Source organism: Herbaspirillum sp. alder98 (genome assembly GCF_020179755.1).
GTDB lineage: Bacteria > Pseudomonadota > Gammaproteobacteria > Burkholderiales > Burkholderiaceae_D > Herbaspirillum.
The window spans coordinates 88,088-112,457 of sequence record NZ_JAIUCY010000011.1; the positions used below are offsets into that span (position 1 = coordinate 88,088).

A 24,370-nucleotide genomic window follows, 5' to 3' on the forward strand; every position below is an offset into this window, starting at 1 on the left:
TGATGCATCCCTATCTGGCACTCGGTATCGCCATTGTTTCCGAAGTCATCGCCACCTCGGCCTTGCGCGCCTCGGACGGTTTCTCACGCCTGTGGCCATCGGTGGCGGTGGTGGTGGGTTATGGCCTGGCGTTTTACTTTTTGTCGGTCACGCTGCGTACCATTCCCGTGGGGATCACCTATGCGATCTGGTCGGGCCTGGGCATCGTGCTGATCTCGGCGGTGGCGTGGGTACTGTTCGGCCAGAAGCTGGACCTGACCGCCATCATCGGCATGGGCCTGATCATTGCCGGCGTGCTGGTGCTGAACCTGTCAAAAAGCTCGGTGCACTAGGCTTCATCCTTGAGTTGCAATGCGCGGTCGTAGAGCGCGTTCTTCTTCTGGCCGGTGATCTGCGCGGCCAGCGAGGCGGCCTGTTTCAGCGGCAACTCTTCCAGCAGGATGCGCAGCACCCGTTCGGCCTCGACCTGCTCGAGGTCGCTATCGCCCGCCGGCGCACCTTCTAACAGCACCACGAATTCACCGCGCTGGCGGTTGGCGTCTTCCTGCAGCCAGGCCGGCGCCTGGCCCAGTTCGCAGCGATGGATGTCTTCGAACAGCTTGGTCAGTTCGCGCGCCAGCACTACCCGACGTTGCGGTCCGAATACTTGCAGCATGGCGTCGGTGGTCTCGACGATGCGGTGCGGCGCTTCGTAGAACACCAGGGTTGCCTGGACACTCACCAGCGCCTGCAGTGCGCTTTCGCGCTGGCGCGCCTTGGATGGCAGGAAGCCGACGAACTGGAACTGCTCGTCCAGCAAGCCCGAAGCCGACAAGGCCGTCACCGCCGCCGACGGACCCGGCAGCGGGATCACCCGCAAACCGGCGGCGCGTACCGCGTCGACGATGCGCGCGCCGGGGTCCGATACGGCGGGCGTGCCGGCATCCGACACCAGCGCAATGCGTTGTCCGGCCTGCAACCGCTCGACGATCTTGGCGGCCACTTCGCGTTCGTTATGCTGGTGCGCGGCGAGCAGCGGTCGGTTCATGCCGTAGCGCTGCAGCAGCTGGCTGGTATTGCGCGTATCCTCGCAGGCCACGGCGTCGGCCATCGACAGCAGGTGCAACGCGCGCAGCGTGATGTCGCAGACATTTCCGATGGGCGTGGCCAGCACATATAATGCCGACACCGGATAGGTTTGCTGTGCGGGATCTGGCAGGAGGGAAGCGGCTGCGCTCGAATTCTGGTTCATTGGGAGAGGCGTGATGTTCACTGGATTGAAAATGGCGGCGTGCGCAGCGGCGCGTGCAACGGCGAGAACGGCGGCGCTGGCGACCTTGCTGGTTCTGGCAATGCAGGCGGCTCCGGCGCTGGCCGCAGGCGATACAGCCCACAGTGTACCCCTGCTGGCCCAGGCCGGACCAGCGGTGGCGGCGCCGAACGTGTCGAGCCCGGCCCCCTCCGGCGTCGCCGCGCCAGTCGCGCCGACCCTGTCGGCGATCACACCGACCCGCATGGCGCTGCTGCTGCCCAACCGGGGCGGCATGTTCGGCGCTGCCGCCGATGCCGTGCGCACCGGTTTCCTGACCGCCTATTCGCGCCAGAAGGAAAACATCCAGCTCTCCATCATCGAGACCGGCGACAGTGCCGCCGACATGCAGCGCGCCTATGACGACGCCTCGGCCAAGTTCGATATCCTGGTCGGGCCGCTGTCGCGCAGCGCGGTCACCTCGATCATCCAGAGCGGTCGTGTCAGCAAGCCTACCGTGGCGCTGGCCCAGCCCGATCTGCCACCCGACAGCGAGCAACGCCTGCCGCCGCTGATGCTGACCATCGGCTTGTCAATCGACGACGAGGCGCGCCAGGTCGCCAACTGGGTCGAAAAGGAAAAGACCCCCGGCAAGATCTTTGCCGTATCCACTTCGGTGGCGTGGCAAAAGCGCGCGGTGCGGGCCTTCCAGGTCACCGCCCGCCAGCTCGGCATGCAAGCCGAGGTGCTGGAGCTGAGCACCCCCGGCAACGTCTTGAGCGCACCCGGTCTGGCCCAGCTGGCACGTCGTATCGAGCAAGAGAAGCCGGCGCTGATCTTCGCCGCGCTGGATGCCGCACAGACGTTGCAGCTGCGCAGCGCCATCGGCACCGAACTGCCGATCTACGGCACCTCGCAGATCAACCCGTATACGCTCAATCGCGACAACCCGAATGACAAGATGCCCGAACTGGACGGCGTGCGCCTGATCGACATCCCCTGGCAATTGCAACCCGACCAGAGTGCGGTGGCGCGCTACCCGCGTCCGGCCATGGCCGACGGCGAGCGTCCCAATGCCGACCTGGCGCGGCTATATGCGCTGGGCATCGATGCCTACCGCATTGCCTATGAGATTTCCCTGCAGCGTTCCGGCTTCGACCTCGATGGCGTCACCGGCCGGCTCAATGTCAACCTGGTGGGGGGCGGCACGACCTACTTCCAGCGCCAGGAAACCCAGGCCGTCTATCGGGATGGCTGGCCGGTTCCCACCGCCGACCAGTACTGATCGGTGGCGCTGCTGCAGCGCTGGCGTGATGCGCTCGACCGCCGTACTGCCCGCCAGCGCATCGGCGACCATGCCGAAGACCAGGCGCTGGCGCATCTGCAACAGCATGGCCTGCGCCTGCTGGAACGCAATTTTCGCTGCAAGGGAGGCGAGATCGACCTGGTCATGCAGGACGGTGACTCGCTGGTGTTCGTCGAGGTACGCGCCCGGGCCGGCGTTTCACACGGCGGCGCGCTGGCCAGCATTACGCCGGCCAAGCAGCGGCGGCTGATTGTTGCGGCCCAGCATTTCCTGCAGCGCTACGGCCAGATCCCGGCCTGTCGCTTCGACGTCATTGCCATCGAAGCAGGCCGCCTGGAATGGCTGCGGCACGCCATCGAAGCGTGAATCCCGGCGCGCTCAGGAGTATCATGGGCGCTCGCCCGCCATCCATTCTTTACGATTCGAGCGGATCGAAGCCGGTCGACTCAACTATAATCCACGCACTATGACAAATCCTCGCATCATCGCCCACTTTCAGGAAAGCGCCGACCTGAAGCTGAAGGCTGCCCAGGTACTGGCGCAACCGATCGAACAGGCGATTGAACTTATGTTCACGGCGCTGTCGAATGGCAACAAGATTCTTGCTTGCGGCAACGGTGGTTCGGCTGCAGACAGCCAGCACTTCGCGGCCGAACTGGTGGGACGGTTCGAACGCGAGCGGTTGCCACTGCCTGCGATTGCCCTCACTACCGACACCTCCATCCTCACCGCAGTCGGCAACGATTACAGCTACCGGGAAATCTTCTCGAAACAGGTCCAGGCCTTTGGCCAGGCGGGTGACGTCTTGCTGGCGTTTTCCACCTCGGGCAATTCGGGCAACGTCCTGGCGGCGATCGAAGTGGCACACGAGCGCGACATGCGCGTGGTGGCCCTGACCGGCAAGACGGGCGGCGCCATCGGCAAGATCTTGACTGATGCCGATGTACACATCTGCGTGCCGCATGAACGTACCGCGCGCATTCAGGAAGTGCATCTGGTGACCTTGCACTGCATTTGCGACGGTATCGACGTCGCGCTATTTGGAGATGATGCGCATGAATGAAGCACGATCGTTTTGGGTCAAGACCCGTCGCCCGCTGGCGGCGGTGGCATTGGGCGGCATGCTGGCCCTGAGCCTGCAGGGATGCTTCGCGGTATTTGCCGGCGGCGCCCTGGCGACCACTTTCGCGGCGACCGACCGTCGCACGCTGGGCGCGCAGACCGAAGACAAGTCAATCGTGGTCAAGGGTGAAACCCGTATCCCCGAGGTGGTGGCTGCCGGTTCGCATGTCAACGTCACCGCGTTCAATCGCAAGGTGTTGCTGTCGGGCGAAGTGCCGGACGAAAACTCCAAGGCGGCTGCCGAACGCGAAGCACGCGCCCTGGGCAATGTCGAAGGCGTATTCAACGAATTGGCAGTGGGCCCGTCGTCTGGTTTCTCGGATCGCTCCAGCGATGCGCTCATCACCAGCAAGGTGCTGGCCAGCCTGGTGGACGACAAGACGCTGTATTCCAGCGCCTTCAAGATCACTACCGAACGCGGCATCGTCTACATGATGGGACGCGTGACACAACGTGAAGGCCAGCGCGCCGCCCAGATCGCCAGCGGCGTATCGAGCGTGCAAAAGGTCATCACGCTGTTCGAGTACATCTCTGAAGACGAACTGCAGAACTACCAGCGCAAGCCTGCCAGCGAAAATAAGTCGACCAGCTGACGTTGTTGCGTGACTGAATCGTTTGCATGATGCAGATCAAACCGCCGGCCTGTCCGGCGGTTTGCACGTCTGTGGGGTGCTCCGCACGAATCGGTGCGCGCGACTATAATGGCGCTACTCGCGCATCTGCGCCATGGGAGCAACAACATGCAAGCACAGGCAACTTCGTCACGCGGTCTCTGGATCAAGCTGGTCGCCGTGGCGGTGATCGCGGCCGCCGCCGCCTTCGCCTATTTCAAGATCAATACCGGCCACGCCGCGCCGGACGTCACCTTTACCCGTCTCGATGGCAAGCAAGTGGCCTTGAAGGACCTGCGCGGCAAGGTCGTGATGGTCAACTTCTGGGCCACCAGCTGCACCACCTGCGTGGGTGAGATGCCGCAGATGATCGAGACTTATAACAAGTACAAGGAAAGCGGGCTCGACTTCGTCGCCATCGCCATGAGCTACGATCCGCCGAACTACGTGCTGAATTACACCGAGACCCGCAAGTTGCCGTTCCAGGTAGCGCTGGACACCCAGGACAAGCTGTCCAACGCCTTCGGCGACGTCAAGCTGACCCCGACCACCTTCGTGATCGACAAGAACGGCAACATCATCAAGCGCTATGTCGGCGCGCCGCAGTTTGCCGAATTGCACCAGTTGCTGGAGAAAGCGCTGGCAGCGGCCTGATCTTCCAGGTATCGCATGGTGCAAAGAAAAAGCCGTTCAGTCCTGCGACCGAACGGCTTTTTGATTTATCGGGGCATGCGCCGCCGCCCCGGCAACAACACGCAAAGCGCGGCGCAGAAGATCAACGCAAATCCCGCCAGGTCGGTGAGCGCCGGGCGCTCGCCCAGCAGCAGCACCGCCCCCGTCACGCCCACCACCGGCACCAGCAGCGTGCCCAGTGCGGCCACGCCGGCAGGCATGCGCGCCACGATCGAGAACCACAGCACGTGCGCTGCGGCCATGCCGAACAGGATGTGATAGCCCAGCGCCAGCAGCAGCCGGGCATCGATCTCGCTCCAGGGCGGAAAATGCCGGCCGTGCTCGAACGACAACAGTCCCGTCAACGCTACCACCGCCCCAATCAGCAGTTGCCAACCCGCCAGCGCCAGCGGTTCGGCACTCAGCCTGGCCCATTTCATGTAGACCGTGCCGGCGGCCCACGAGATGGCCGCGCCCAAGGCCAGCAGGATGCCGGGTGGCAGACCGCTGGCCATCAGCGGCCACAACAGCACCGCCAGGCCCACCGCCCCCAGCGTCAGGCCGCCGACGCGCATCGCGTCGAGTCGTTCGCCCAGCACCAGGCGCGCCGCCAGCGTGGCCCACAGGGGCATCGAATAGGTAATGATGGCCACCCGCGAGGTGGCCGCGCCCAACTGCGCAAACGTCAGCAGGATATTGAACAGGGCCACGTTGAGCAGACCGGCGACCACCACGTGTAGTCGCTCGCGACCACGCGGCAGTCTCATCGGTCGTCGCCGCAGCAGGCCAAGCGCGAACACCGTGCAGGCGGCCACGCCCAGCCCGGTGCTGCGCAAGGCCCAGGGCGATACGCCCGACAGCGAGATCTTGACCGCCGGCCAGTTCAGGCCCCACAGCAGGCCCAGCAATACCAGCATCACCCTGGCCGCAGCGGGCCTGGCGCTCATGGTCGCATCCTTACCAATCCATGTCCGCATCGAGCGGATAGATCGGACGTCGCACCTTGGCAATCGGGAACAGCTTCAGGTTGGCGCTGGTGGGGCCGCCACTGTCGGAATCGCATTCGACCAGGCCGCGACTGATCGGCACGAACACCGGCCGGCAATACATGCGCGACTTCAGGATCAGAAACGACTGCTGCGCCGGGTCCAGCCCCAGGCTGGTGAATACGCCGGTGTCATAGGGCTCGACCCGCTCCTCGGTCACCACGATGCGGGCCGCGCCGATATCGAACAGCACGCTGCGGCCCATCTGTATGGTCGAACCGGTATAGATCGGGCCGGTCACGGTAAAGCGGCCATCGCTGATGGCGGCCACGCGCCCGGTCAGCACCGGCGGCACCTTGGTGATGCCTTGCTGCGTCAGCGGCACCTTGTTGCCCACTGCCAGCGTCACCTGGGCATCGAGCCCCGCGGCGATCATCTGCGCCACCGCTTCGGGGTCGCTGATGGGGCCCACGGCAATGCCTTCCAGGCCGGCCGCCAGTGCGGCCTCCAGCACGTCCATGGTGTTGCAGGTGCCGCCCGACATCACATTGTCGCTATGGTCCAGCAGCAGCACCGGACCGGTGCCTGGTCCCCGGCTGCGTTCGCGCGCCTGGGCCAGCGATTGCGCCAGCGGCAGGCTGTCGTAGACGAAGTCGACGCGCTCTTCCCACATGCGGCGCGCAATGCGCTCGGCGACCGTATCGGCCAGCGCGGCGTCGCCATCGGCGACCACCACCACCGACATGCCGGCATCGCGAAAATCGGACAGCGGAAAACCGGCCAGCACCGACACTGCCAATATGCCCGGTTCCTGCTCGGCCTGTTGCGCCGCCTGCACCGCGCGCTGCATGGCCGAGGCCGAGGTGTTGCTGGTGAGCGTGGCCGACAGCAGCGGTATTTGCCGCCAGCCGATCACCGGATGTGCGCGCCGCGCCAGCAGATCCAGCAACAGACGGCCGGCATGTTCGCCGGTCTCGTACATGTCGATGTGCGGGTAGGTCTTGAAGCTGACGATGATGTCGGCGTGCGCGACCATCTTCTGCGTGACGTTGCCGTGCAGGTCCAGCGCCACCGTCATCGGCGTATCGGGCGCCACCTGGCGGATGCGCTCCAGCAGCGCGCCTTCGCCGTCGTCGGCATTCTCGGCCACCATCGCGCCGTGCAGGTCGAGCATGATGGCGTCGCAGCCCTGGCCGACTGCGCGCACGATGGCGTCGCACATCAACGTATAGGCGTCAGCCGCCACCGCCGCACTGGGATTGGCCCAGGCCGCCAGCGGCGTGACGATCTCGGCGGCGATCCCCTCGGCGATATCGAGGAAGGCGCCCATCGCAGTCAGTGCGCCTTTCTGGTTGCTGCGGGCGGCTTCGTCCCATTGCGGGTCGAACGCCGCCAGCGGCGTCGGAATCGGCGAGAAGGTATTGGTTTCGTGGTTCATGCGGGCGATGACGATCTTCATGCGCGGCCTCCATCGACCACGCCGGCGCTGGCCAGCATCGCCTGCAGCAGCACGTTGCAGCCGGCTTCCAGATGGTCGGGCTGGGCATCTTCGATTTCGTTATGGCTCACGCCATCCTTGCAGGGCACGAAGATCATGCCGGCCGGCGCCAGGCGCGCGGCATAGATCGCATCGTGGCCGGCGCCCGAGACCACGTCCATGGTCTTGTAGCCGAGCGCCTCGGCGGCGTCGCGCACGTTGTCCACGCAGTCCGGGTGGAACGGGCAGGGCGGGAAGTACGACACCCGTTCCAGTTCGATCTTCAGGCCCGTCTTCTGGCGTGTCGCCTCGATAGTGGCGAGCAGGTCTTCGTGCATGCGGTTGAGCGTTTCGTCATTGACGTTGCGCAGATCGACCGAGAACTTCACCTGGCCCGGAATCACGTTGCGGCTGTTGGGCATCACCTGCACCTGGCCGACCGTGCCGCGACCGTAGGGCGGATAGCGATTGGCGATGGCCACCACCTCCTGCATGATGTAAGTGGAGACCTGCAGCGCGTCCTTGCGGATTTCCATCGGCGTCGGGCCTGCATGCGACTCGAAACCGGTCACCGTGCAGTCGTACCACGACAGGCCCAGCACCGCCGGCACCACGCCGATGACGGTGTCGGCGTTTTCCAGCACCGGACCCTGCTCGATATGCGCCTCGTAGTAGGCGCCGATGGGATGGTCGCCGCATGTCTGTTCGCCGATGTAACCGATGCGTTCCAGTTCGTCGCGCACCTTCTTGCCGTCGACATCGGTGGCGTTGTAGGCGTGCTCCAGCGTGAAGGCGCCGCAGAACACGCCCGAGCCCATCATCACCGGCACGAAGCGCGAACCTTCTTCGTTGGTCCACACCGCCACCTCGATGGGCGCCTCGGTCTGGATGTTGTGCTGGTTGAGCGTACGGATCACCTCGATGCCGGCCAGCACGCCATAGTTGCCATCGAACTTGCCGCCGGTAGGCTGGGTGTCGATGTGGGAGCCGGTCATCACCGGCGGCAGCGCATTGTTGCGCCCGTCACGTCGCATGAAGATGTTGCCGATCTGGTCGACCACCACGCTCATGCCCTCGGCGCGGGCCCATGACGTCACCAGGTCGCGGCCCTGGCGATCGAGGTCGGTCAGCGCCAGCCGGCAGACGCCGCCCTTGGCGGTGCCGCCGATCTGGCCCAGTTCCATCAGCGAATCCCAGAGGCGCTTGCCATCGATGCGCAAGGCGGCTTGGGTCGGGGTGCTAGTTGTGTTCATGATGACTCCATTAAATGATGGTCTACGCGGCCAGGTTCACGCCCAGGTAGCGGTCCTTGACGCCGTCGTCGGCCAGGAATTCAGTATTGGTGCCGGTGTAGACCACGCGGCCCTGCTCGATGATGTAATGCCGGTCGGCCAGTTGGGTACAGACTTCCAGGTTCTGCTCGACCAGGATGATCGGGATGCCGGTCGCCTTGATCAGCTTGATCTGCGCCACGATCTCGTCGACGATCACCGGCGCCAGTCCTTCCACCGGTTCGTCGAGCATCAACAGGCGCGGATTGGTCATCAGCGCGCGGGCGATGGCCAGCATCTGCTGCTCGCCACCTGACAACTGGCCACCGCCATTCTTGCGGCGCTCCCTCAGGCGGGGAAAGATCTTGTACACGTCTTCCAGGCCCCAGGCCGATTCGCGGCGGGCTGCCATGGTCAGGTTTTCTTCCACCGTGAGCAGCTTGAAGATGCCGCGATGCTCCGGCACCAGGCACACGCCGCGCGCGGCGATCTTGTGCGGCGGCAGGCTGCCCACCTCCTGGCCGTCGAACACGACCCGTCCGGGGGCCGGCGGCACCACGCCCACGATGCTCTTGAGGGTGGTGGTCTTGCCGGCGCCATTGCGGCCCAGCAGGGTAATCACCTCGCCCGCATCGACCTGCAGCGACACGCCCTGCAGGATGTGGCTCTTGCCGTAGTAGCCATGGACTTCCTCGACTTGCAGGATCATGCGCGGCCTCCGGTGATCATGCTGCCCAGGTAGGCCCGGCGCACCCGCTCGTCGCTGCGGATCTCGTCGGGTTTGCCCTGCGCCAGTATCTGGCCCAGTTGCATCACGGTGATGCGGTCGGAGATGTCCATCACGATATCCATGTTGTGTTCGATCAGCACCACCGTATAGTCGTCGCGCAGCCCGTGGATCAGGCGCTTCATGTCGCCGATGTCGTCGATCCCCATGCCCGAGGTCGGCTCGTCCAGGAAGATTACCTTGGGTTGTCCGGCCATCGCCATGCCGACTTCAAGGCGACGCTGCTGGCCATGCGACAGCTCCGACGACAGCCGTTGCGCCACCGCCTGCAGCGACAGCCGCTCGACCAGGCGATCGGCCAGCTCGCAGGCGGCGTGCATCTGCTCGGCGCGCTTCCACGGATTCAGCGCGGCGAAGGGACGGCATCCCTGCGCCGCCAGTCGCAGGTTTTCCCACACGCTCAGGTTGGGAAAGAGGCTGGTGACCTGGAACGAGCGCGCCAGGCCACGGCGTACCCGGCGATGCCCCGGCAGGTGCGATACTTCCTCGCCTTCGACCTTGATGCTGCCCTCGGTGATCGGAGTGGTGCCGGTGAGGGTATGGAACAAGGTGGTCTTGCCGGCGCCGTTGGGGCCGATCACCGAATGCACGGTGCCGGGCATGATGTCGAGCGTGACGCCGTTGACCGCCGTGAATTTGCCGTAGCGCTTGGTGACCTTGTGCGCCTGGAGGATGGGGGTACTCATGAATGTTTCTCCTCGGTGCGCGCGGGACGAACCATGTTGATCAACTTCACGGCCAGCCCGAACAAGCCCTTGTGCATGTACAGGCTTACCGCGATCAGCAGGAAGCCCAGCAGCATCAGCCAGCGCGGCCACAGGCTCGACAGCCAGTTGCCGGCCAGCACGTAGAATGCTGCCCCCAGCACTGACGCGAACAGGTTGCCGGTGCCGCCGATGACGGTCATCACCAGGATCGATTCGCTGGTGTGATATTCGATGTTCGACAGCGGCGCCACGCCGGTCATCATGGCATGCAGGCCACCGGCCAGGCCGGTGACGGCGCCCGAGATGATGAACGCGGCCAGCTTCAGCAGCCGCACGTCATAGCCCACCGCCGAGGCGCGCGCCTCGTTGTCGCGCACCGCCAGCAGGGTACGGCCCAGCACCGAATCGACGATCCGCTGCAACAGCCAGAACACCAGCACGAAGATGATGGCCACCACCGTGTAGTACTGCCACGAGGACGTGGTCGGCAGCAGCGTCTGGCCGAACAGCGTCAGCGGCGGGCGCGCGATGTCGAGCAGGCCGTTGTCGCCGCCGGTGACATCCTTCATCGTATAGGCCAGGAAGTAGAACATCTGCGCGAAGGCCAGTGTCAGCATCACGAAGTAAGTGCCGCGCTGGCGAATCGAGAACCAGCCCACCAGCAACGCCACCACCGCACCGCCACCGGCCGACAGCGCCAGTGTCACCAGCAACGGCGCCTTCAGCTTGAGCAGCACGACCCCGGCGGTATAACTGCCCACGCCGAAGAAGATGCCCTGGCCGAACGACATCAGGCCGGTGTAGCCCAACAGCAGGTTGCAGCCCAGCGCGGCCAGCGCAAACACCAGCACTTCGGTGGCCAGGGTGCCGGAGCCGACCGTCAGCGGCAGCAGCAGCGCCACCGCCGCGGCCAGCAAGGTATAACGAAAATGAACGAAATGTTTCATGGGATCCCCTTACGCCGCGCCGGGCCGGCCGAGCAAGCCATTGGGCCGCAACAGCATGACCGCCGCCATGGCGATGTAGATCATCAGGTGCGCGCCCTCGGACCAGACGGTGCTCATCACGCTTTGCACGATACCCACCAGGATGCCGCCGATCAGCGCTCCCGAAAAACTGCCGAGCCCGCCGATGACCACCACCACGAACGCAATCCCCAGCGCTTCCACGCCCATGAACGGATCGGCGCCGCGGATCGGCGCGGCCAGTGCCCCGGCCAGGCCGGCGGTGGCCGCGCCCAGCGCAAACACCAGGCTGAAGATGCGGTTGATGTTCAGGCCCAGCAGCGACACCATCTCGGTCGACTCGCTACCGGCGCGCACGATGGCGCCCAGCCGCGTGCCTTCCAGCACCCACCACAGCACCACCGCCAGCACGGCGGTGAAGCCGATCACGAACAAGCGGTACTTGGGATAGACGAATCCGCCCGCCATCACCACGCCCTGCAGCAGGTCGGGCGGCGACACATTGTTGCCCAGCGGGCCCCAGATCGAGATCACTGCCTCCTGCAGCACCAGCGCCAGGCCGACGGTGAAGAGAATATGGAAGTGGTGCGGCAGCGCATACACATGGCGCAGCACGAAGCGCTCGACCACATAGGCGAAGGCGCCCACCACCAGTGGCGCCACCAGCAGCGACCACCAGAAATCGAGGCCCCAGTCGCTCATCTGGAAGCACAGGTAAGCCCCCAGCAGGAAGAATGCCCCGTGCGAGAAATTGACGAAGCGCAGCAGCCCGAACACGATCGACAGGCCGACCGCCAGCAGGAAGTAAAGCATGCCGATACCGATGCCATTGGCGATCTGCAGCAGATAGATATTCATGAAACCTCGTGACGGAAATCAATGGGCGACACCGGCGACGACCGAGGGTCGCCGCCGCCAGGCCTTTAGAGCTTGCACTGCGTCTTTTCGGGCGCCAGGAACGATTTGCCGAACGAGATGATGTCGGCATAGTCGTTCTTGTTGGTCATCTTCGACTTCGCCTTGCCCTTGAGCAGGTAGTAGTTCTTGATGACCTGGTGATCGCTCTTGCGGATCTCTTCGGTGCCGGTCAGGCCTTCGTACTTCATGCCTTCCATGGCCGCGATGACCGCCTTGGGATCGGTGCTGTTGGCCTTGATGATGGCGTCGAGCATGATCTTGGTACAGATGTAGGAACCCGCCAGGCTGTAGTTCGGTTCGATCTTCAGCGTGTCATTGACCAGCTTGGTGAATTCCTTGTTGAAGGGCGAATCGATGGCGTGCCAGTACTGCGCGCCGAAGTACACGCCGTCGCAGATGTCGGCGCCCAGCGTCTCGAACTGTTCCAGGCCCGAGGCCCAGGCCATCAGGATCGTACAGTTGTTCTTCATGCCGAAGCTGACCGCCTGGCGCAGCGTGTCCGACGATTGCGAACCGAAGTTGAGCAACAGCAGCACATCGGGCTTGGCCGCCATGGCGTTGGTCAGGTAGCCCGAGAATTCCTTTTCGGTCAGCGAGTGATAGCTGTTGCCGACGTGCTCGATGCCCTTTTCCTTGAAGATCGCCTTGGCCGCCGACAGCAGGCCTTCGCCAAACACGTATTGCGGCGTGATGGTGTACCAGCGCTTGGCGTTAGGCAGCTTTTCGAGCAGCGGGCGCACGGTCTGCTCGACCGCACCGAAGGTCGGCACCGACCAGCGGAAGGTGGAGCGATTGCAATCGGTGCCGGTGATCTCGTCGGCGCCGGCGGTGGTGATGAAGATGCCGCCTGCCTTGTCGGCTTCCTTGCCCATGGCCAGCGCCTCGCCCGAGAGGATGCCGCCGGCGAAGAAGCGGGTGCCCTTCTCGATGCTCTCCTGCATCTTGCGTACCGCCGTGGCAGGTTTGCCTTCGGTATCCAGCGTCACGTAGCTGGTGCTCTTGCCCAGCACCTTGCCGTATTTCTGCAGCGCCAGCTTCATGCCCATGTCGGCGAATTTTCCGTTGGCGGCGAAGGGGCCCGACATCGGCACCGGGCAACCGAACGAAATGGCGTCGGCCTGCGCGAACACATCGGTGAAGGACAGTGCGCCCGGTGCGGCCAGTGCAGAAAGCTTCAGAAAATCGCGACGGCTGGTCATGTTCACATCTCCAGAAAAATTAAGAATCGAAAGGTGTCATCTACGAAAACATCAACGGCAAATCAACGCAAGTTCCATGCCTAACAGCCATGGAAATCGACGCAAAATACGAGGTGAACGGAGTATACGGACGCCTGCAATCCTCCGCAGGAAAGCGCGGAAAAAATGGCTGCAACGAGGACGCGACGCGTGCTGCGCAGGGCGCAGGAAGGCGTGCGGGAAGGGCATGCTCAAATGGGCTTGTCTCCACTATTATTTTCTGACCTGTTGATCGTGCGCCGGTGTGTATCCACCAGTCTGCAGGCAGGTTTTTTCTAACTATTTTCTGTACCCGAGTGTGGGTCTTATCATCTCCTGGCGGGCTGAAAAATTTGCGTCGATATCAAGGTGCATTTTCATCTCGATCGACAGCGGCATTGCACCAACTGCTACGGTCCCTGCACCAACATCCTGCACTAACGAAAACGGCATGAGTCACTCATGCCGTTTTCGATGTCATCAGGCCAGCGTCTTGAGGATCGCGCCCAGCTTGCCGAACAGTTCATCAATCTGCTGGCGGTTGATGATCAGCGGTGGCGACAGCGCGATGATGTCGCCGGTGACGCGAATCAGGATGCCATCGTTGAAAGCGCGCACGAAAGCATCATAGGCGCGCGCGCCGATCTTGCCTTCGATGGACGACAGTTCGATGCCGGCGATCAAGCCGATGGTGCGGATGTCGATCACGTGCGGCAGGCCGCGCAGCGAATGGGCCGCTTCCTGGAAGTAGTCGGCCACGGCCTTGGCATTGTCGAGCACGCCGTCCTGTTCGAAGCTGTCGAGCGACGCCAGGCCCGCAGCACAGGCCAGCGGATGGCCCGAATAGGTGTAGCCGTGGAACAGTTCGATGCCGGCCGGCCCCTCCATGAAGGCATCGTGGATTTCCTTCTTGACGAACACCGCGCCCATCGGCACCACGCCGTTGGTGAGACCCTTGGCGGTGGTGACGATGTCGGGTTCGACGTCGAAATAGTCGAACGCGAACGGTGTCGTCAGGCGGCCGAAACCGGTGATGACTTCGTCGAAGATCAGCAGGATGCCATGCTTGGTGCACAGCTCGCGCAGGCGCTTCAAGTAACCCTTGGGCGGTACCAGCACACCGGTCGATCCGGCTACCGGTTCGACGATCACGGCGGCGATGTTGGAGGCGTCGTGCAGCGCGACCAGGCGTTCCAGTTCGTCGGCCAGGTTGGCGCCGACTTCAGGTTCGCCCTTGGTGAAGGCATTCTTTTCAAGGTTGTGGGTATGCGGCAGGTGATCCACGCCGGCGATCAATGCCGTGCTGAAGGTCTTGCGGTTGCCACCGATGCCGCCCACCGACATGCCGCCGAAACCGACGCCGTGATAGCCGCGTTCGCGACCGATCAGGCGGGTGCGGGTGGCGTTGCCGCGCACGCGGTGATAGGCCAGCGCGATCTTGAGCGCGGTATCGACCGACTCCGAGCCCGAGCCGGTATAGAACACATGGCCGAAGCGATTGCCGGTATAGGCCTTCAGGCGCTCGGCCAATTCGAAGGCCGACGGGTGGCCCAGCTGGAACGACGGCGCGTAGTCGAGGGTAGCCACCGACTGCTGCACGGCCGATACGATGCGCTGGTTGCCATGACCCAGCGGCACGCACCACAGGCCGGCGGTGCCGTCGAGGATGGCGTTGCCCGCGTCGTCGCGATAATGCATGCCTTCGGCCGACACCAGCATGCGCGGGCTGGCCTTGAAGTTGCGGTTGGCGGTGTACGGCATCCAGTAGGCAGACAGGCCGGGTTTCTGTTCGGAAGTAGACATGGGGCGCACCAGCGGGCGGAAGTTGAGAACAGCTTGATTATTGCCAGACACTGGCAGTATTGTTAGACACACTTTTGAAAATCATACGAAACTGTATTGCAAAGTTCAGTGAACTGTATTGACTCGCAGGATGGGAAAGACGCTGTCCATGCATCCCGGATTTTCAGGCCGGATCCCGTCTATAGGCCTTTTCCGGGTGGCATGCGTGGTCGCGGTGAGCAATACACTTTACGGATCTGTATCGGAGAATGCATGGCCAAGTCAGTGCGCGAAGAGCTGCACCTGCAATTGCACAGGAATACCGCGACCCGCCTGGTCGAGCAGGTGGCGGCCGAACTGGCGCGCCTGATCGAGGCTGGCCAGTTGCGTTCCGGCGAACGCCTGCCGTCGGTTCGGCAATTGGCGCAGAGCCACGACATCGGCGCCTCGACCGTGGTCGAGGCCTACGAACAACTGGTGGCGCGCGGCCTGTTGCAGGCTCGCCGCGGGGCCGGCTTCTTTGTCGCCGCGCGCGCCACCCAGGCCGGTGCGCGAGCGGTCTTTACGCCCCATGAGCCGGCCATCGACTCGGCCTGGCTGCTGTCGCAGATGTTTGCCGATGACCGGGTGCCGATCAAGGCCGGCGCCGGCTGGCTGCCGGGCAAGTGGCTCAACGATGAAGGCCTGCACCAGGCCGAGCGGCGCATCATCCGTTCTCCCGGCCTGCAGCAGGTGGCCTATGGTCATCCCTTCGGGTACGCGCCGTTGCGCCAGCAGATTGCCCAGTTTTTGGGCCACTGGGCGCTGGAGCTGTCGATCGACCAGGTGCTCACCACCCACGGTGCGACCCAGGCGCTGGACCTGGTGGTGCGCACCATGACGCAGCCGGGCGACACGGTCATGATCGACGACCCCGGATACTGCAACCTGATCGCCATGCTGCGCCTGGCCGGCCTGAACGTGATCGGGGTGCCGCGCATTCCGGGCGGGGTCGACGCCGAAGCGCTCGACGTGCTGGCGCGCCAGCATCGTCCCAAGCTGTTCTTCACCACCAGCGTGTTGCAGAATCCGACCGGCACTTCCTACACGCCGGCCTGCGCCATGCGCGTGTTGCAGGCGGCCGAGCGGCATGGTTTCTGGGTGGTGGAGGACGATATCTTCCGCGAACTGGGCCAGCCCACCGACCCCATGCTGGCCGCGCTCGATGGGTTGCAGCGGGTGATCTACGTGGGCAGTTTCTCCAAGACCATCGCACCCTCGCTGCGGGTCGGATTCGTCGCCTGCCAGCCGGAGCTGGCGCGCCAGATCGTGCACACCAAGATGATCCTGACGCTGACCAATTCCGAGATCAACGAACGCCTGGTCCACAACGTGCTCACCGAAGGGCATCACCGGCGCCATGTGCAAACGCTCAACGCGACGCTGCTCAATGCCCAGTCCACGCTCAATGCACGGCTGGCCGAGGTCGGCCTGATTCCCTTTACCGCGCCACGCGGCGGCATGTTCACCTGGGCCACGCTGGCCGACAGCAAGCTGTCGGCGCGCGAGATCGCCGACCGTGCGCGGCAGAAGGGCATCTGGCTGGCGCCGGGCGATTTCTTCCGGCTCAATACACCGGAGCAGGCCAGTTTTCGGTTCAACGTCGGTTTTGCCGATGTGCCGGAATTGTTCGAGTTCTTCCGCACGTTGTGAGCAGTAGAATGGTCAACCCTTTCTTCATGGATTGCCAAGCATGAACCCGACGCTTACTACCCCCGGCATTCGCGCCGTCGTCTTCGATTTTGGCGGCGTGCTGTTCGACTGGAGCCCGCTGCATGTCTATCAACAGCTGATCGCCGACGACGAAGAGCGGCGCCGGTTCTTGCGCGACGTCTGCTCGCCGCTGTGGAATGTGCAACAGGATGCCGGTCGCACGCTCGCCGAAGGCACCGAGTTGCTGGTGGCCGAGCATCCGCAGCACGCGTCATTGATTCGCGCTTTCTATGATCGCTGGACGGAGATGTTGCGCGGCCCGCTGGACGATGGCGTGACGCTGCTGAAGGACCTGCATGCAAGCCGCATGCCGTTGTTCGGCCTGACCAACTGGTCCGCTGAGACGTTTCCGTATGCGCGCGATAACTATGATTTCCTGGACGTGTTCCAGGACATCGTGGTGTCAGGTGACGAGAAGTGCATCAAGCCCGATCCGCGTATCTATGAAATCGCATTGGCGCGCTATGGCGCGCACCTGCCTGACCTGAAGCCGGATGAACTGGTGTTCATCGACGACCTGAAGATCAATGTGGACGCTGCGCAAGCGCTGGGCTGGCATGGCATCCTGCATGTCGATGCCGCGCACACTCGGGCCGAGCTGAATGCGCTGGGCATTGTGGTCTGAGGATCGGGGCCAATGCTGGGTCCTGACGAATGTCAGGACCCAGCGTCTTCAATCGCTTCCCGAAGATAAACAGCCCATTCGACCGGCCGGCCCAGCCACGGACCCACCTCGATTACTTCCATCGCCTCACCCCGTTGCAGCACGAAGGTGGGGAAGCCACGGCCGCCCACCTGGTCGAGCAAATCGCGCGTCGCCTGGAAATGCGCTTCGAGCGGTTGTTGCTGCATGGCTGCGGCAAAGGCCTGGCCATCGGCGCCCAACTGTTCGGCCAGCGCAACCAGCACCGATTCGTCCGAAATGCGGCGTCCATCCTGATAATGCGCGCGCTGGATTGCCGCCAGCAGGTCCAGCCCGGCGTCATTGCCCTTGAGCGATTGCATCGCCAGCACGGCGGCAATCGGCGGGCCCGAGTCGAAGACGGCGGTGGTGTCGGTGAGCAGGCCATTGAAATAGCGTTCACCGAATACCTGCCCACTCAACTGCGCAATGCGGTGATCGTGCGGCATCACGTAGTTGCGCAGATCGGCGGTCACCTGGCGCCGGTTGCGCCCGGCCATCATGCCGCCGCCGTGCGCTGTCACCGGTAATACGGCGCGTGCCGCCGTCACCAGCGGCGACGCGCCGTAGCACCAGCCGCACAGCGGGTCGTGGATGTAATGCAGCGATGCGGCCGGAGTACCCATCAGTAACCTACGGTAAAGCGTGTGCGTACATGCTTGGGCTGCTCGAGTTCGTCGAGCAGGGCGATGGCGTAGTCTTCATACGAGATCCAGCTACGGCCATCGGCGGCGGTCAGCAGTTCATTGGCGCCGAGGCGGAACTTGCCGGACCGCTCGCCGGCGATGAACAGCGCCGACGGCGACAGGAAGGTCCAGTCCAGTTCTTGCTCGGCGCGCAAGTCGCCCAGGAAGTCACGACCGGCCGAGGCTTCTGCCTTGTATTCAGCGGGAAACTCGGGGAGGTCGATCAAGGCCTTGCCAGGTGCGATTTCCAGGCTGCCGGCGCCGCCCACCACGGCCAGGCGCTTAACGCCAGCCTGCTTCACCGCCGGCAGCAGGTCGGCGGCCTTGAAGTTGACGAAGCGACCGCTGGACACTGCCACATCGGCGCCAGCCAATGCGGTTGCCAGTGCGGCGCTGTCGAGCACGTCGGCGCTGCGGGCGGTGACCTGCTCTTGCGGCTTGATCTTGCTGGCGTCGCGGGCGATGGCGATGACCTTGTGGCCGCGGCGCAGGGCTTCTTCGAGGATGCGGCTACCGACGTTGCCGGTGGCGCCGATGATGGCGATGTTCATGCTGATGTCCTTTTGTGAGATGAAAACGGCGCCGTGTCTTCGAACGACGACGCTCGGTTGTTGCTGGACTCCAGATTAGCCACTTCTTTCGTTCGGAAAAACAACGTAATGCAATATAGTTTGTTTCTATAAACGTTCAGATAGAACCTCAACCCGGCATCACATCGACCTGGCGTTGCCGCGCCAGGCGGCGCAAGCTTGCCGGCGGCTGCCCGAACAGGCGCATGAAAGCGCGTCGCATGCGATCCGGATCGCCGAAGCCACTGGCACGGGCGATGGCGTCCAGTGAGTCCGATGATGCTTCGATCCGGATGCGTGCCGCCTCGGCGCGCATCTGTTCGATCGCCTTGGCCGGCGTCTGGCCGGTTTCCGCGGCAAAGGTGCGGTCGAACTGGCGGCGACTCAGGCAGGCGACTTCGGCCAGGATATCCACCGTCAATTCCTGCTGCAGATGCTCGCGCGCGAAGGTGAGGGCAGTACGGATGCGATCGCTGCCGCCGTCCATTTCCTGCAATGCCGAAAATTGCGATTGCCCGCCCGGGCGGCGATGGAATACCACCAGCTCGCGCGCCACCGCACGGGCCAGCTCGGCGCCGTGGTCGTCTTCGATCAGCGCCAGGGCGAGGTCGATGCCGGCCGAAATACCGGCGGAGGTCCACACCGCGCCATCGCGCGAATAGATCCGGTCGCTGTCGACCAGCACCTTGGGATGCATCTTCTGCAACTTGGCCGCCATGCGCCAATGGGTAGTCGCGTGCCTGCCGTCGAGAATACCGGCCGCGGCCAGCACGAAGGCCCCGGTGCAGACGCCGGCAATCCGGCGCGCATGTTGCTGCATGTACAGGATGTAGCGCCGCAGCGCGTCCGACACCAGCCCCTCGCGCGGCGCACCGCCACCGGCGACGATGAGCGTGTCGAAGATGGCATTGCCGATGGCTTCGGTCTGCGTGCAGGCGCCGGCCGAACTGCGGATCAGGCCGCCCGGCTCCGACAGCAGCGTGAGTTGATACAGCGTCTTGCCGGAGACCCGATTGGCCGCGTCGAAGGTCGACAGCGGTCCGGTGAAATCGAGCATGCTGCAGTCGGCGAAGATCAGGAAGGCGATGGGGCGAACGGGCATGGCGCACCTGGCAAGGGAAAAGATAGGGATGTCTTGAAGTGCAGGAATTATGTCATTCAAGCCGTTGACGTGCAGGCCACACTGCGCATCACTCCATCTCTCAGGACCTGCCATGCAATGCGTCGCCCTCCCTGTTTCTTCCGTCCCGGCGCGCCACCGCTGGAAAGTGCTGGCTGCCGGCGTGGCCGCCAACGCCAGTTTTTCGGCAATCTTTTCCGGCATCCCCGTCACCTCGGTGGTGTTACGCGCCCAGTACCAGCTCAGCAATGCGCAACTGGGACTGGCGCTCGGCCTGCTGAGCCTGGGCGTGGCGCTGGGCGAACTGCCGTGGGGCATGCTGACCGATCGATTCGGCGATCGCAAGGTATTGCTCACCGGTCTGCTCGGCACGGTGGCCGCGCTCTGGCTGTTGATCGTGATGGCCTTGCCGGGGCAGGGTGGTGCCGTTTATTTCTGGCTATGTGCCGGGCTGATGCTGGCCGGCCTGCTGGGCGGCAGTGTCAACGGCGCCAGCGGCCGTGCGGTGATGGCCTGGTTCAGGGACGGCGAACGCGGCCTGGCCATGAGCATCCGCCAGACCGCCGTGCCGTTGGGTGGCGGCATCGGCGCCTTGCTGTTGCCGTCGCTGGCCGCGCATGCAGGTTTTGGCGCCGTCTATGGGGTACTGATCGCCGGCTGCCTGGCCAGCGTGGCACTGACCTTGCGATGGTTGCGTGAACCGCCGCTGCAGGTAGCCGCGCCTACTGCCACGCAGATGCCCGTATCGGCCAGGTCCACGTTGCGCAATCCGCTGGTGTGGCGGCTGGCGCTGGGCACCGGCCTGCTGTGCGCGCCGCAGGTGGCGGTGATCAGCTTCGGCGGCATCTTCCTGCATGACGCGTCGAATGCCGGCGTAGTCTTGATCAGCGCTGTGATGACGGCGTTGCAGGTGGGCGCGGCGGGTTGCCGCATCGCCAGCGGACGCTGGACCGATCGTCGCGGCAACCGGCATGCCTATCTACGCGGTAGCGCCCTGCTCAGTGCGGCCCTGTTTGCCGTGTTGGCGCTGCTCAGCGTGTGGAGCGACCGCCCTGCCTTGCTGCTGCCGCTGGCCATCGCCATGGCCATCGCCGGCACGGCTGTGTCGGCCTGGCACGGCGTGGCCTATACCGAACTGGCGGTGCAGGCGGGGCCGGCCCAGGTCGGCACCGCGCTCGGGCTGGGCAACAGTTGTGTATTCCTGGTGTTCTTCCTGACGGCGCAAGCCTTGCCGCTGGTGTTGCAGCGTTGCGGGTGGACCGTGGTCTGGCTGTCGCTGGCCGTGGTGGCGTTGGCCGTGTGGCCGTTGTTTCCCCCACCGGTGCGGCGCTGACGTTCGCCCTGGCTTTTGACTACAATGCTCTCCCATGATCATTTGCCCCGACATGCCATGGACCGCCTGATCGCCATGCAGGTATTCGTCACCGTGGTCGATAGCGGCAGCCTGTCGGCAGCGGCCCAGCAGCTCGACCTGTCGCGCCCGGTGGTGTCGCGCTACGTGGCCGAACTGGAAGAGTGGGTGGGCGCGCGCTTGTTGCACCGGACCACGCGGCGGCTGTCGCTGACGCCGGCCGGCAACGAGATCCTGGCGCGCTGCCGGCAGATGCTGGTGCTGTCGGACGACATGCGGCATGCCGTCGATACCCCCGACGAGACGCCGCGTGGCCTGCTGCGCATCACCTCCAGCACCTCCTTTACCCAGACCCAGCTGGTGCAGGCGGTGGTCGACTACGGTCGGCGCTATCCCGAGGTGGCGGTCGACCTGGTGGCGCTGGACCGCACCGTGAACCTGGTCGAGGAGCGGATCGACCTGGCCATCCGCATGACCACCCGGCTCGAACCCAACCTGATCGCCAGGAAGCTGACGGTATGCCACTCGGTCATCTGCGCCACACCGCAATACCTGGCGCGGCACGGCACGCCGACCCAGGTGGAAGACCTGGCGCTGCACAATTGCCTCACGCATTCGTATGTCGGCCGCAGCCTGTGGCAGTTCGAACCGCGTGGCGCCGGCGGGCGCGCAAGCTCGGTGGCGGTCGGCGGCAGCATCAGCGCCAATGAGGTGACGGTGTTGTTGCAGGCGGTGCTGGCCGGGGTCGGGGTGGGCCATATGCCGGCCTATTCGGTGGCGCCGTTATTGGCATCGGGCGAGCTGGTGGCGTTGCTGCCGGAGCATGAGCCGACCCAGCTGGGGATGTATGCGGTCTATGCGTCGCGCAAGCACATGCCGGCGACGCTGCGCACGATGGTGGATTTCCTGGCCGAGCGTTTTCGGGAGCAGCCTTTCTGAAAGGCGATCAGGGCGTGATGCTGAGCAGCTTGTGCACCAGTTCCGAGGACGTGGCGGCGGCAAATTTGCGCATCAGCCGGGCCCGGTGCATCTCGACCGTGCGCGGGCTCAGTTCGACCTGGCGCGCGATCAGCTTACTGGTCTTGCCTTCGACCAGCAATGCCGCGATCTCGCGCTCGCGGGGCGTCAGGCCCGGCGTGATCGGGCGCTTGGCGCTGACATCCTCGAAGGTCCAGATGCCGGCCGCATGCGGGTCGCCCTGCACCAGCGAATGGCCGGTGACGTGGCACCAGAACATCTCGTCGGTGGAGCGCTTCATGATGCGCTCGTCCGAATAGAAGCCCTTTTCGTTCAGTATCGGCACCAGGCGTTGGCCGGTGCGTTCGAACTCGTCCGGCGTCGGATAGATCTCGAGGAAGGATTTCTTGCGCAGCGACTCGACCGGATAGCCGAACATCGCCGCCATCGCCAGGTTACCCTGCTGGATGATGCGATTGTGGGAGATGCACATCCCGATCGGGGCGTGCATGAAGACCTGTTCGAAATCGATGGCAGGTAACGTGGTCATGGTAGGCGGCAAGATGCTGGGGTCCCTCGAGCCTGGCGGGCGCGATATGCTGCAGTGCGCCAGGTAGTTTTACCGTATTGTATGGCCTATTTCGCTGACCTATGATGATTGGCGCTTTTTAGTGATGATGCTCGGAGAACGCTTCGTCGGCACGGTCGATCGTCGACCGCTGTAGCGGCGGGGTGCGTCGCAAGAGCCGAAAGGAGACTCGTGAACAAAGTTTATCCCGACGCGGCCACCGCGTTGAAAGACATCGTCAAGGACGGTCAGACCATCGCCGTCGGCGGCTTTGGCCTGTGTGGCATTCCCGAAGCACTGATCGCGGCCCTGCGCGATTCGGGGGTGCAGAACCTGACCGCCATTTCCAACAACGCCGGCGTCGACGGCTTTGGCCTGGGCCAGTTGCTCAATACGCGCCAGATCAAGAAGATGATCGCCTCCTACGTGGGCGAGAACAAGGAATTCGAACGGCAATACCTGGCCGGCGAACTGGAACTCGAATTTACCCCGCAAGGCACCCTGGCCGAGAAACTGCGCGCCGGCGGCGCCGGCATCCCGGCCTTCTTCACCAAGACCGGCGTGGGCACGCTGGTGGCCGAAGGCAAGGAAGTGCGCGACTTCGATGGCGCCACCTATGTGATGGAACGTGCGCTGGTGGCCGACGTCTCGCTGGTCAAGGCCCAGAAGGCCGACCGTGCCGGCAACCTGGTGTTCAACAAGACGGCGCGCAACTTCAATCCCAACGTGGCGATGGCCGGCAAGATCACGGTGGTCGAGGTGGAAGAGCTGGTCGAAGTGGGTCAGCTCGATCCGGACCAGATCCATACCGCAGGCATCTTCGTGCATCGCATCGTGGTCAATGCCACGCCCGAGAAGCGCATCGAACAACGCACCATCAGCGCGGCCAAATAAGGGAGAAGAACATGGCATGGACCAGAGATGAAATGGCCGCGCGCGCGGCCAAGGAACTGCAGGACGGCTTCTACGTCAACCTCGGTATCGGCTTGCCCACCCTGGTGGCGAACCACGTACCGAACGACATCGAGGTGTGGTTGCAGTCCGAGAACGGCTTGCTGGGTATCGGCCCGTTTCCGACCGAAGATCAGGTCGATCCCGACCTGATCAACGCCGGCAAGCAGACCGTGACCACCATCCCGGGCTCGTCCTTCTTCAGCTCGGCCGATTCGTTCGGCATGATTCGCGGCGGCAAGATCAATATCGCGATCCTGGGCGCGATGCAGGTATCGGGCAACGGCGACCTGGCCAACTGGATGATTCCGGGCAAGATGGTCAAGGGCATGGGCGGTGCGATGGACCTGGTGGCCGGCGTCGGCCGGGTGGTGGTCCTGATGGAGCACGTGGCCAAGGCCAAGGACGGCAGCACATCCAGGAAAATCCTCAAGGAATGCAATCTGCCACTGACCGGCGTTGGCGTGGTCAATCGCATCATCACCGACCTGGGCGTAATCGACGTCACGCCGAACGGCTTGAAGCTGATCGAACTGGCCACCGGCGTGAGCAAGGAAGAAGTGATCGAGAAGACCGAAGCGGCACTGGATGTCAGCGCGGTCTAGGCACTAGCCGGTAGCAGGAAATCCGCCGAAAGGGCGTCGGGAAACCGACGCCCTTTTTGCATTTGCGCCGCCGATGCCGT

Annotated in this window: 26 protein-coding genes; 12 read left to right on the forward strand and 14 right to left on the reverse strand. The window is 64.0% G+C overall.

Translation table 11 applies throughout. The features are described 5' to 3' along the window. The first annotated feature begins 2 nt into the window (after positions 1–2). Positions 3–332: an SMR family transporter gene (locus LBW87_RS20385; RefSeq protein WP_225203299.1), complete on the forward strand. Its 330-nt coding sequence runs from the start codon at positions 3–5 to the stop codon at positions 330–332. On the opposite strand, the gene rsmI is transcribed toward LBW87_RS20385, so the two are convergent. Continuing rightward, a complete protein-coding gene (gene rsmI, locus LBW87_RS20390; RefSeq protein WP_225203300.1) occupies positions 329–1,231 on the reverse strand; it encodes a 16S rRNA (cytidine(1402)-2'-O)-methyltransferase in 903 nt (300 codons plus the stop codon). The genes LBW87_RS20385 and rsmI overlap by 4 nt on opposite strands. Before the next feature lie 13 nt (positions 1,232–1,244). On the opposite strand from rsmI, the gene LBW87_RS20395 reads away from it, so the two are divergent. From LBW87_RS20395 to LBW87_RS20415, 5 genes are all read left to right on the forward strand, one after another. Further along, the gene (locus LBW87_RS20395; RefSeq protein ID WP_225203301.1) at positions 1,245–2,513 is read left to right on the forward strand and encodes a penicillin-binding protein activator; all 1,269 of its coding nucleotides are present in this window, start codon (positions 1,245–1,247) and stop codon (positions 2,511–2,513) included. A 3-nt stretch (positions 2,514–2,516) separates the two neighbouring features. Further along, on the forward strand, positions 2,517–2,900 hold the full coding sequence (locus tag LBW87_RS20400) for a YraN family protein (protein WP_225203302.1): 384 nt from the start codon (positions 2,517–2,519) through the stop codon (positions 2,898–2,900). Positions 2,901–3,000: 100 nt separating this feature from the next. Further along, complete coding sequence (locus LBW87_RS20405) at positions 3,001–3,597, forward strand: phosphoheptose isomerase (RefSeq protein ID WP_225203349.1); 597 nt, start codon at positions 3,001–3,003, stop codon at positions 3,595–3,597. Further along, a complete protein-coding gene (locus LBW87_RS20410; protein WP_225203303.1) occupies positions 3,590–4,249 on the forward strand; it encodes a BON domain-containing protein in 660 nt (219 codons plus the stop codon). The genes LBW87_RS20405 and LBW87_RS20410 overlap by 8 nt, the downstream gene beginning before the upstream one ends. 147 nt (positions 4,250–4,396) lie before the next feature. Then, positions 4,397–4,921 carry a TlpA family protein disulfide reductase gene (locus LBW87_RS20415; RefSeq protein WP_225203304.1) on the forward strand — a complete coding sequence of 175 codons (525 nt, stop codon included), beginning with the start codon at positions 4,397–4,399 and terminating at the stop codon, positions 4,919–4,921. Positions 4,922–4,986: 65 nt separating this feature from the next. On the opposite strand, the gene LBW87_RS20420 is transcribed toward LBW87_RS20415, so the two are convergent. The 9 genes from LBW87_RS20420 to LBW87_RS20460 form a co-directional block, all read right to left on the reverse strand. Further along, positions 4,987–5,886, reverse strand: coding sequence for a DMT family transporter (locus tag LBW87_RS20420; protein ID WP_225203305.1), 900 nt, complete (start codon positions 5,884–5,886; stop codon positions 4,987–4,989). Positions 5,887–5,896: 10 nt separating this feature from the next. Beyond that, entirely contained in the window at positions 5,897–7,384 is a 1,488-nt protein-coding gene (locus LBW87_RS20425) for a M81 family metallopeptidase (RefSeq protein ID WP_225203306.1), read from the reverse strand. Beyond that, positions 7,381–8,655, reverse strand: a complete 1,275-nt coding sequence (locus LBW87_RS20430; protein WP_225203307.1) for a Zn-dependent hydrolase — start codon at positions 8,653–8,655, stop codon at positions 7,381–7,383. The genes LBW87_RS20425 and LBW87_RS20430 overlap by 4 nt, the downstream gene beginning before the upstream one ends. 22 nt (positions 8,656–8,677) lie before the next feature. Next, the gene (locus tag LBW87_RS20435) at positions 8,678–9,382 is read right to left on the reverse strand and encodes an ABC transporter ATP-binding protein (protein ID WP_225203308.1); all 705 of its coding nucleotides are present in this window, start codon (positions 9,380–9,382) and stop codon (positions 8,678–8,680) included. After that, entirely contained in the window at positions 9,379–10,146 is a 768-nt protein-coding gene (locus LBW87_RS20440) for an ABC transporter ATP-binding protein (protein WP_225203309.1), read from the reverse strand. The genes LBW87_RS20435 and LBW87_RS20440 overlap by 4 nt, the downstream gene beginning before the upstream one ends. Further along, positions 10,143–11,114, reverse strand: coding sequence for a branched-chain amino acid ABC transporter permease (locus tag LBW87_RS20445; protein WP_225203310.1), 972 nt, complete (start codon positions 11,112–11,114; stop codon positions 10,143–10,145). The genes LBW87_RS20440 and LBW87_RS20445 overlap by 4 nt, the downstream gene beginning before the upstream one ends. A 9-nt stretch (positions 11,115–11,123) precedes the next feature. After that, a complete protein-coding gene (locus tag LBW87_RS20450) occupies positions 11,124–11,990 on the reverse strand; it encodes a branched-chain amino acid ABC transporter permease (RefSeq protein ID WP_225203311.1) in 867 nt (288 codons plus the stop codon). Positions 11,991–12,055: 65 nt separating this feature from the next. Further along, complete coding sequence (locus LBW87_RS20455) at positions 12,056–13,249, reverse strand: ABC transporter substrate-binding protein (protein ID WP_225203312.1); 1,194 nt, start codon at positions 13,247–13,249, stop codon at positions 12,056–12,058. A 498-nt stretch (positions 13,250–13,747) separates the two neighbouring features. Then, positions 13,748–15,070: an aspartate aminotransferase family protein gene (locus LBW87_RS20460; RefSeq protein WP_225203313.1), complete on the reverse strand. Its 1,323-nt coding sequence runs from the start codon at positions 15,068–15,070 to the stop codon at positions 13,748–13,750. 252 nt (positions 15,071–15,322) lie between these two features. On the opposite strand from LBW87_RS20460, the gene LBW87_RS20465 reads away from it, so the two are divergent. After that, positions 15,323–16,741: a PLP-dependent aminotransferase family protein gene (locus LBW87_RS20465; RefSeq protein WP_225203314.1), complete on the forward strand. Its 1,419-nt coding sequence runs from the start codon at positions 15,323–15,325 to the stop codon at positions 16,739–16,741. A 40-nt stretch (positions 16,742–16,781) separates the two neighbouring features. Beyond that, entirely contained in the window at positions 16,782–17,426 is a 645-nt protein-coding gene (locus LBW87_RS20470) for an HAD family hydrolase (RefSeq protein WP_225203315.1), read from the forward strand. A gap of 32 nt (positions 17,427–17,458) precedes the next feature. On the opposite strand, the gene LBW87_RS20475 is transcribed toward LBW87_RS20470, so the two are convergent. From LBW87_RS20475 to LBW87_RS20485, 3 genes are all read right to left on the reverse strand, one after another. Beyond that, the gene (locus tag LBW87_RS20475) at positions 17,459–18,109 is read right to left on the reverse strand and encodes a DsbA family protein (protein WP_225203316.1); all 651 of its coding nucleotides are present in this window, start codon (positions 18,107–18,109) and stop codon (positions 17,459–17,461) included. After that, complete coding sequence (locus LBW87_RS20480; protein WP_225203317.1) at positions 18,109–18,720, reverse strand: NAD(P)-dependent oxidoreductase; 612 nt, start codon at positions 18,718–18,720, stop codon at positions 18,109–18,111. The genes LBW87_RS20475 and LBW87_RS20480 overlap by 1 nt, the downstream gene beginning before the upstream one ends. Positions 18,721–18,868: 148 nt before the next feature. After that, complete coding sequence (locus LBW87_RS20485; protein WP_225203318.1) at positions 18,869–19,840, reverse strand: GlxA family transcriptional regulator; 972 nt, start codon at positions 19,838–19,840, stop codon at positions 18,869–18,871. Between the two features lie 112 nt (positions 19,841–19,952). On the opposite strand from LBW87_RS20485, the gene LBW87_RS20490 reads away from it, so the two are divergent. Both LBW87_RS20490 and LBW87_RS20495 read left to right on the forward strand, forming a co-directional pair. Continuing rightward, positions 19,953–21,191, forward strand: a complete 1,239-nt coding sequence (locus LBW87_RS20490; protein ID WP_225203319.1) for an MFS transporter — start codon at positions 19,953–19,955, stop codon at positions 21,189–21,191. A gap of 57 nt (positions 21,192–21,248) precedes the next feature. Beyond that, entirely contained in the window at positions 21,249–22,148 is a 900-nt protein-coding gene (locus LBW87_RS20495) for a LysR family transcriptional regulator (RefSeq protein ID WP_225203320.1), read from the forward strand. Between the two features lie 7 nt (positions 22,149–22,155). Here LBW87_RS20495 and LBW87_RS20500 read toward each other — a convergent pair whose 3' ends face one another. Continuing rightward, the gene (locus LBW87_RS20500) at positions 22,156–22,716 is read right to left on the reverse strand and encodes a LuxR C-terminal-related transcriptional regulator (RefSeq protein WP_225203321.1); all 561 of its coding nucleotides are present in this window, start codon (positions 22,714–22,716) and stop codon (positions 22,156–22,158) included. A gap of 210 nt (positions 22,717–22,926) precedes the next feature. Between LBW87_RS20500 and LBW87_RS20505 the strand changes: the two genes are divergently transcribed. Both LBW87_RS20505 and LBW87_RS20510 read left to right on the forward strand, forming a co-directional pair. Continuing rightward, positions 22,927–23,628: a CoA transferase subunit A gene (locus LBW87_RS20505; RefSeq protein ID WP_225203322.1), complete on the forward strand. Its 702-nt coding sequence runs from the start codon at positions 22,927–22,929 to the stop codon at positions 23,626–23,628. An 11-nt stretch (positions 23,629–23,639) separates the two neighbouring features. Continuing rightward, the gene (locus LBW87_RS20510; RefSeq protein WP_225203323.1) at positions 23,640–24,290 is read left to right on the forward strand and encodes a 3-oxoacid CoA-transferase subunit B; all 651 of its coding nucleotides are present in this window, start codon (positions 23,640–23,642) and stop codon (positions 24,288–24,290) included. Positions 24,291–24,370: the final 80 nt, after the last annotated feature.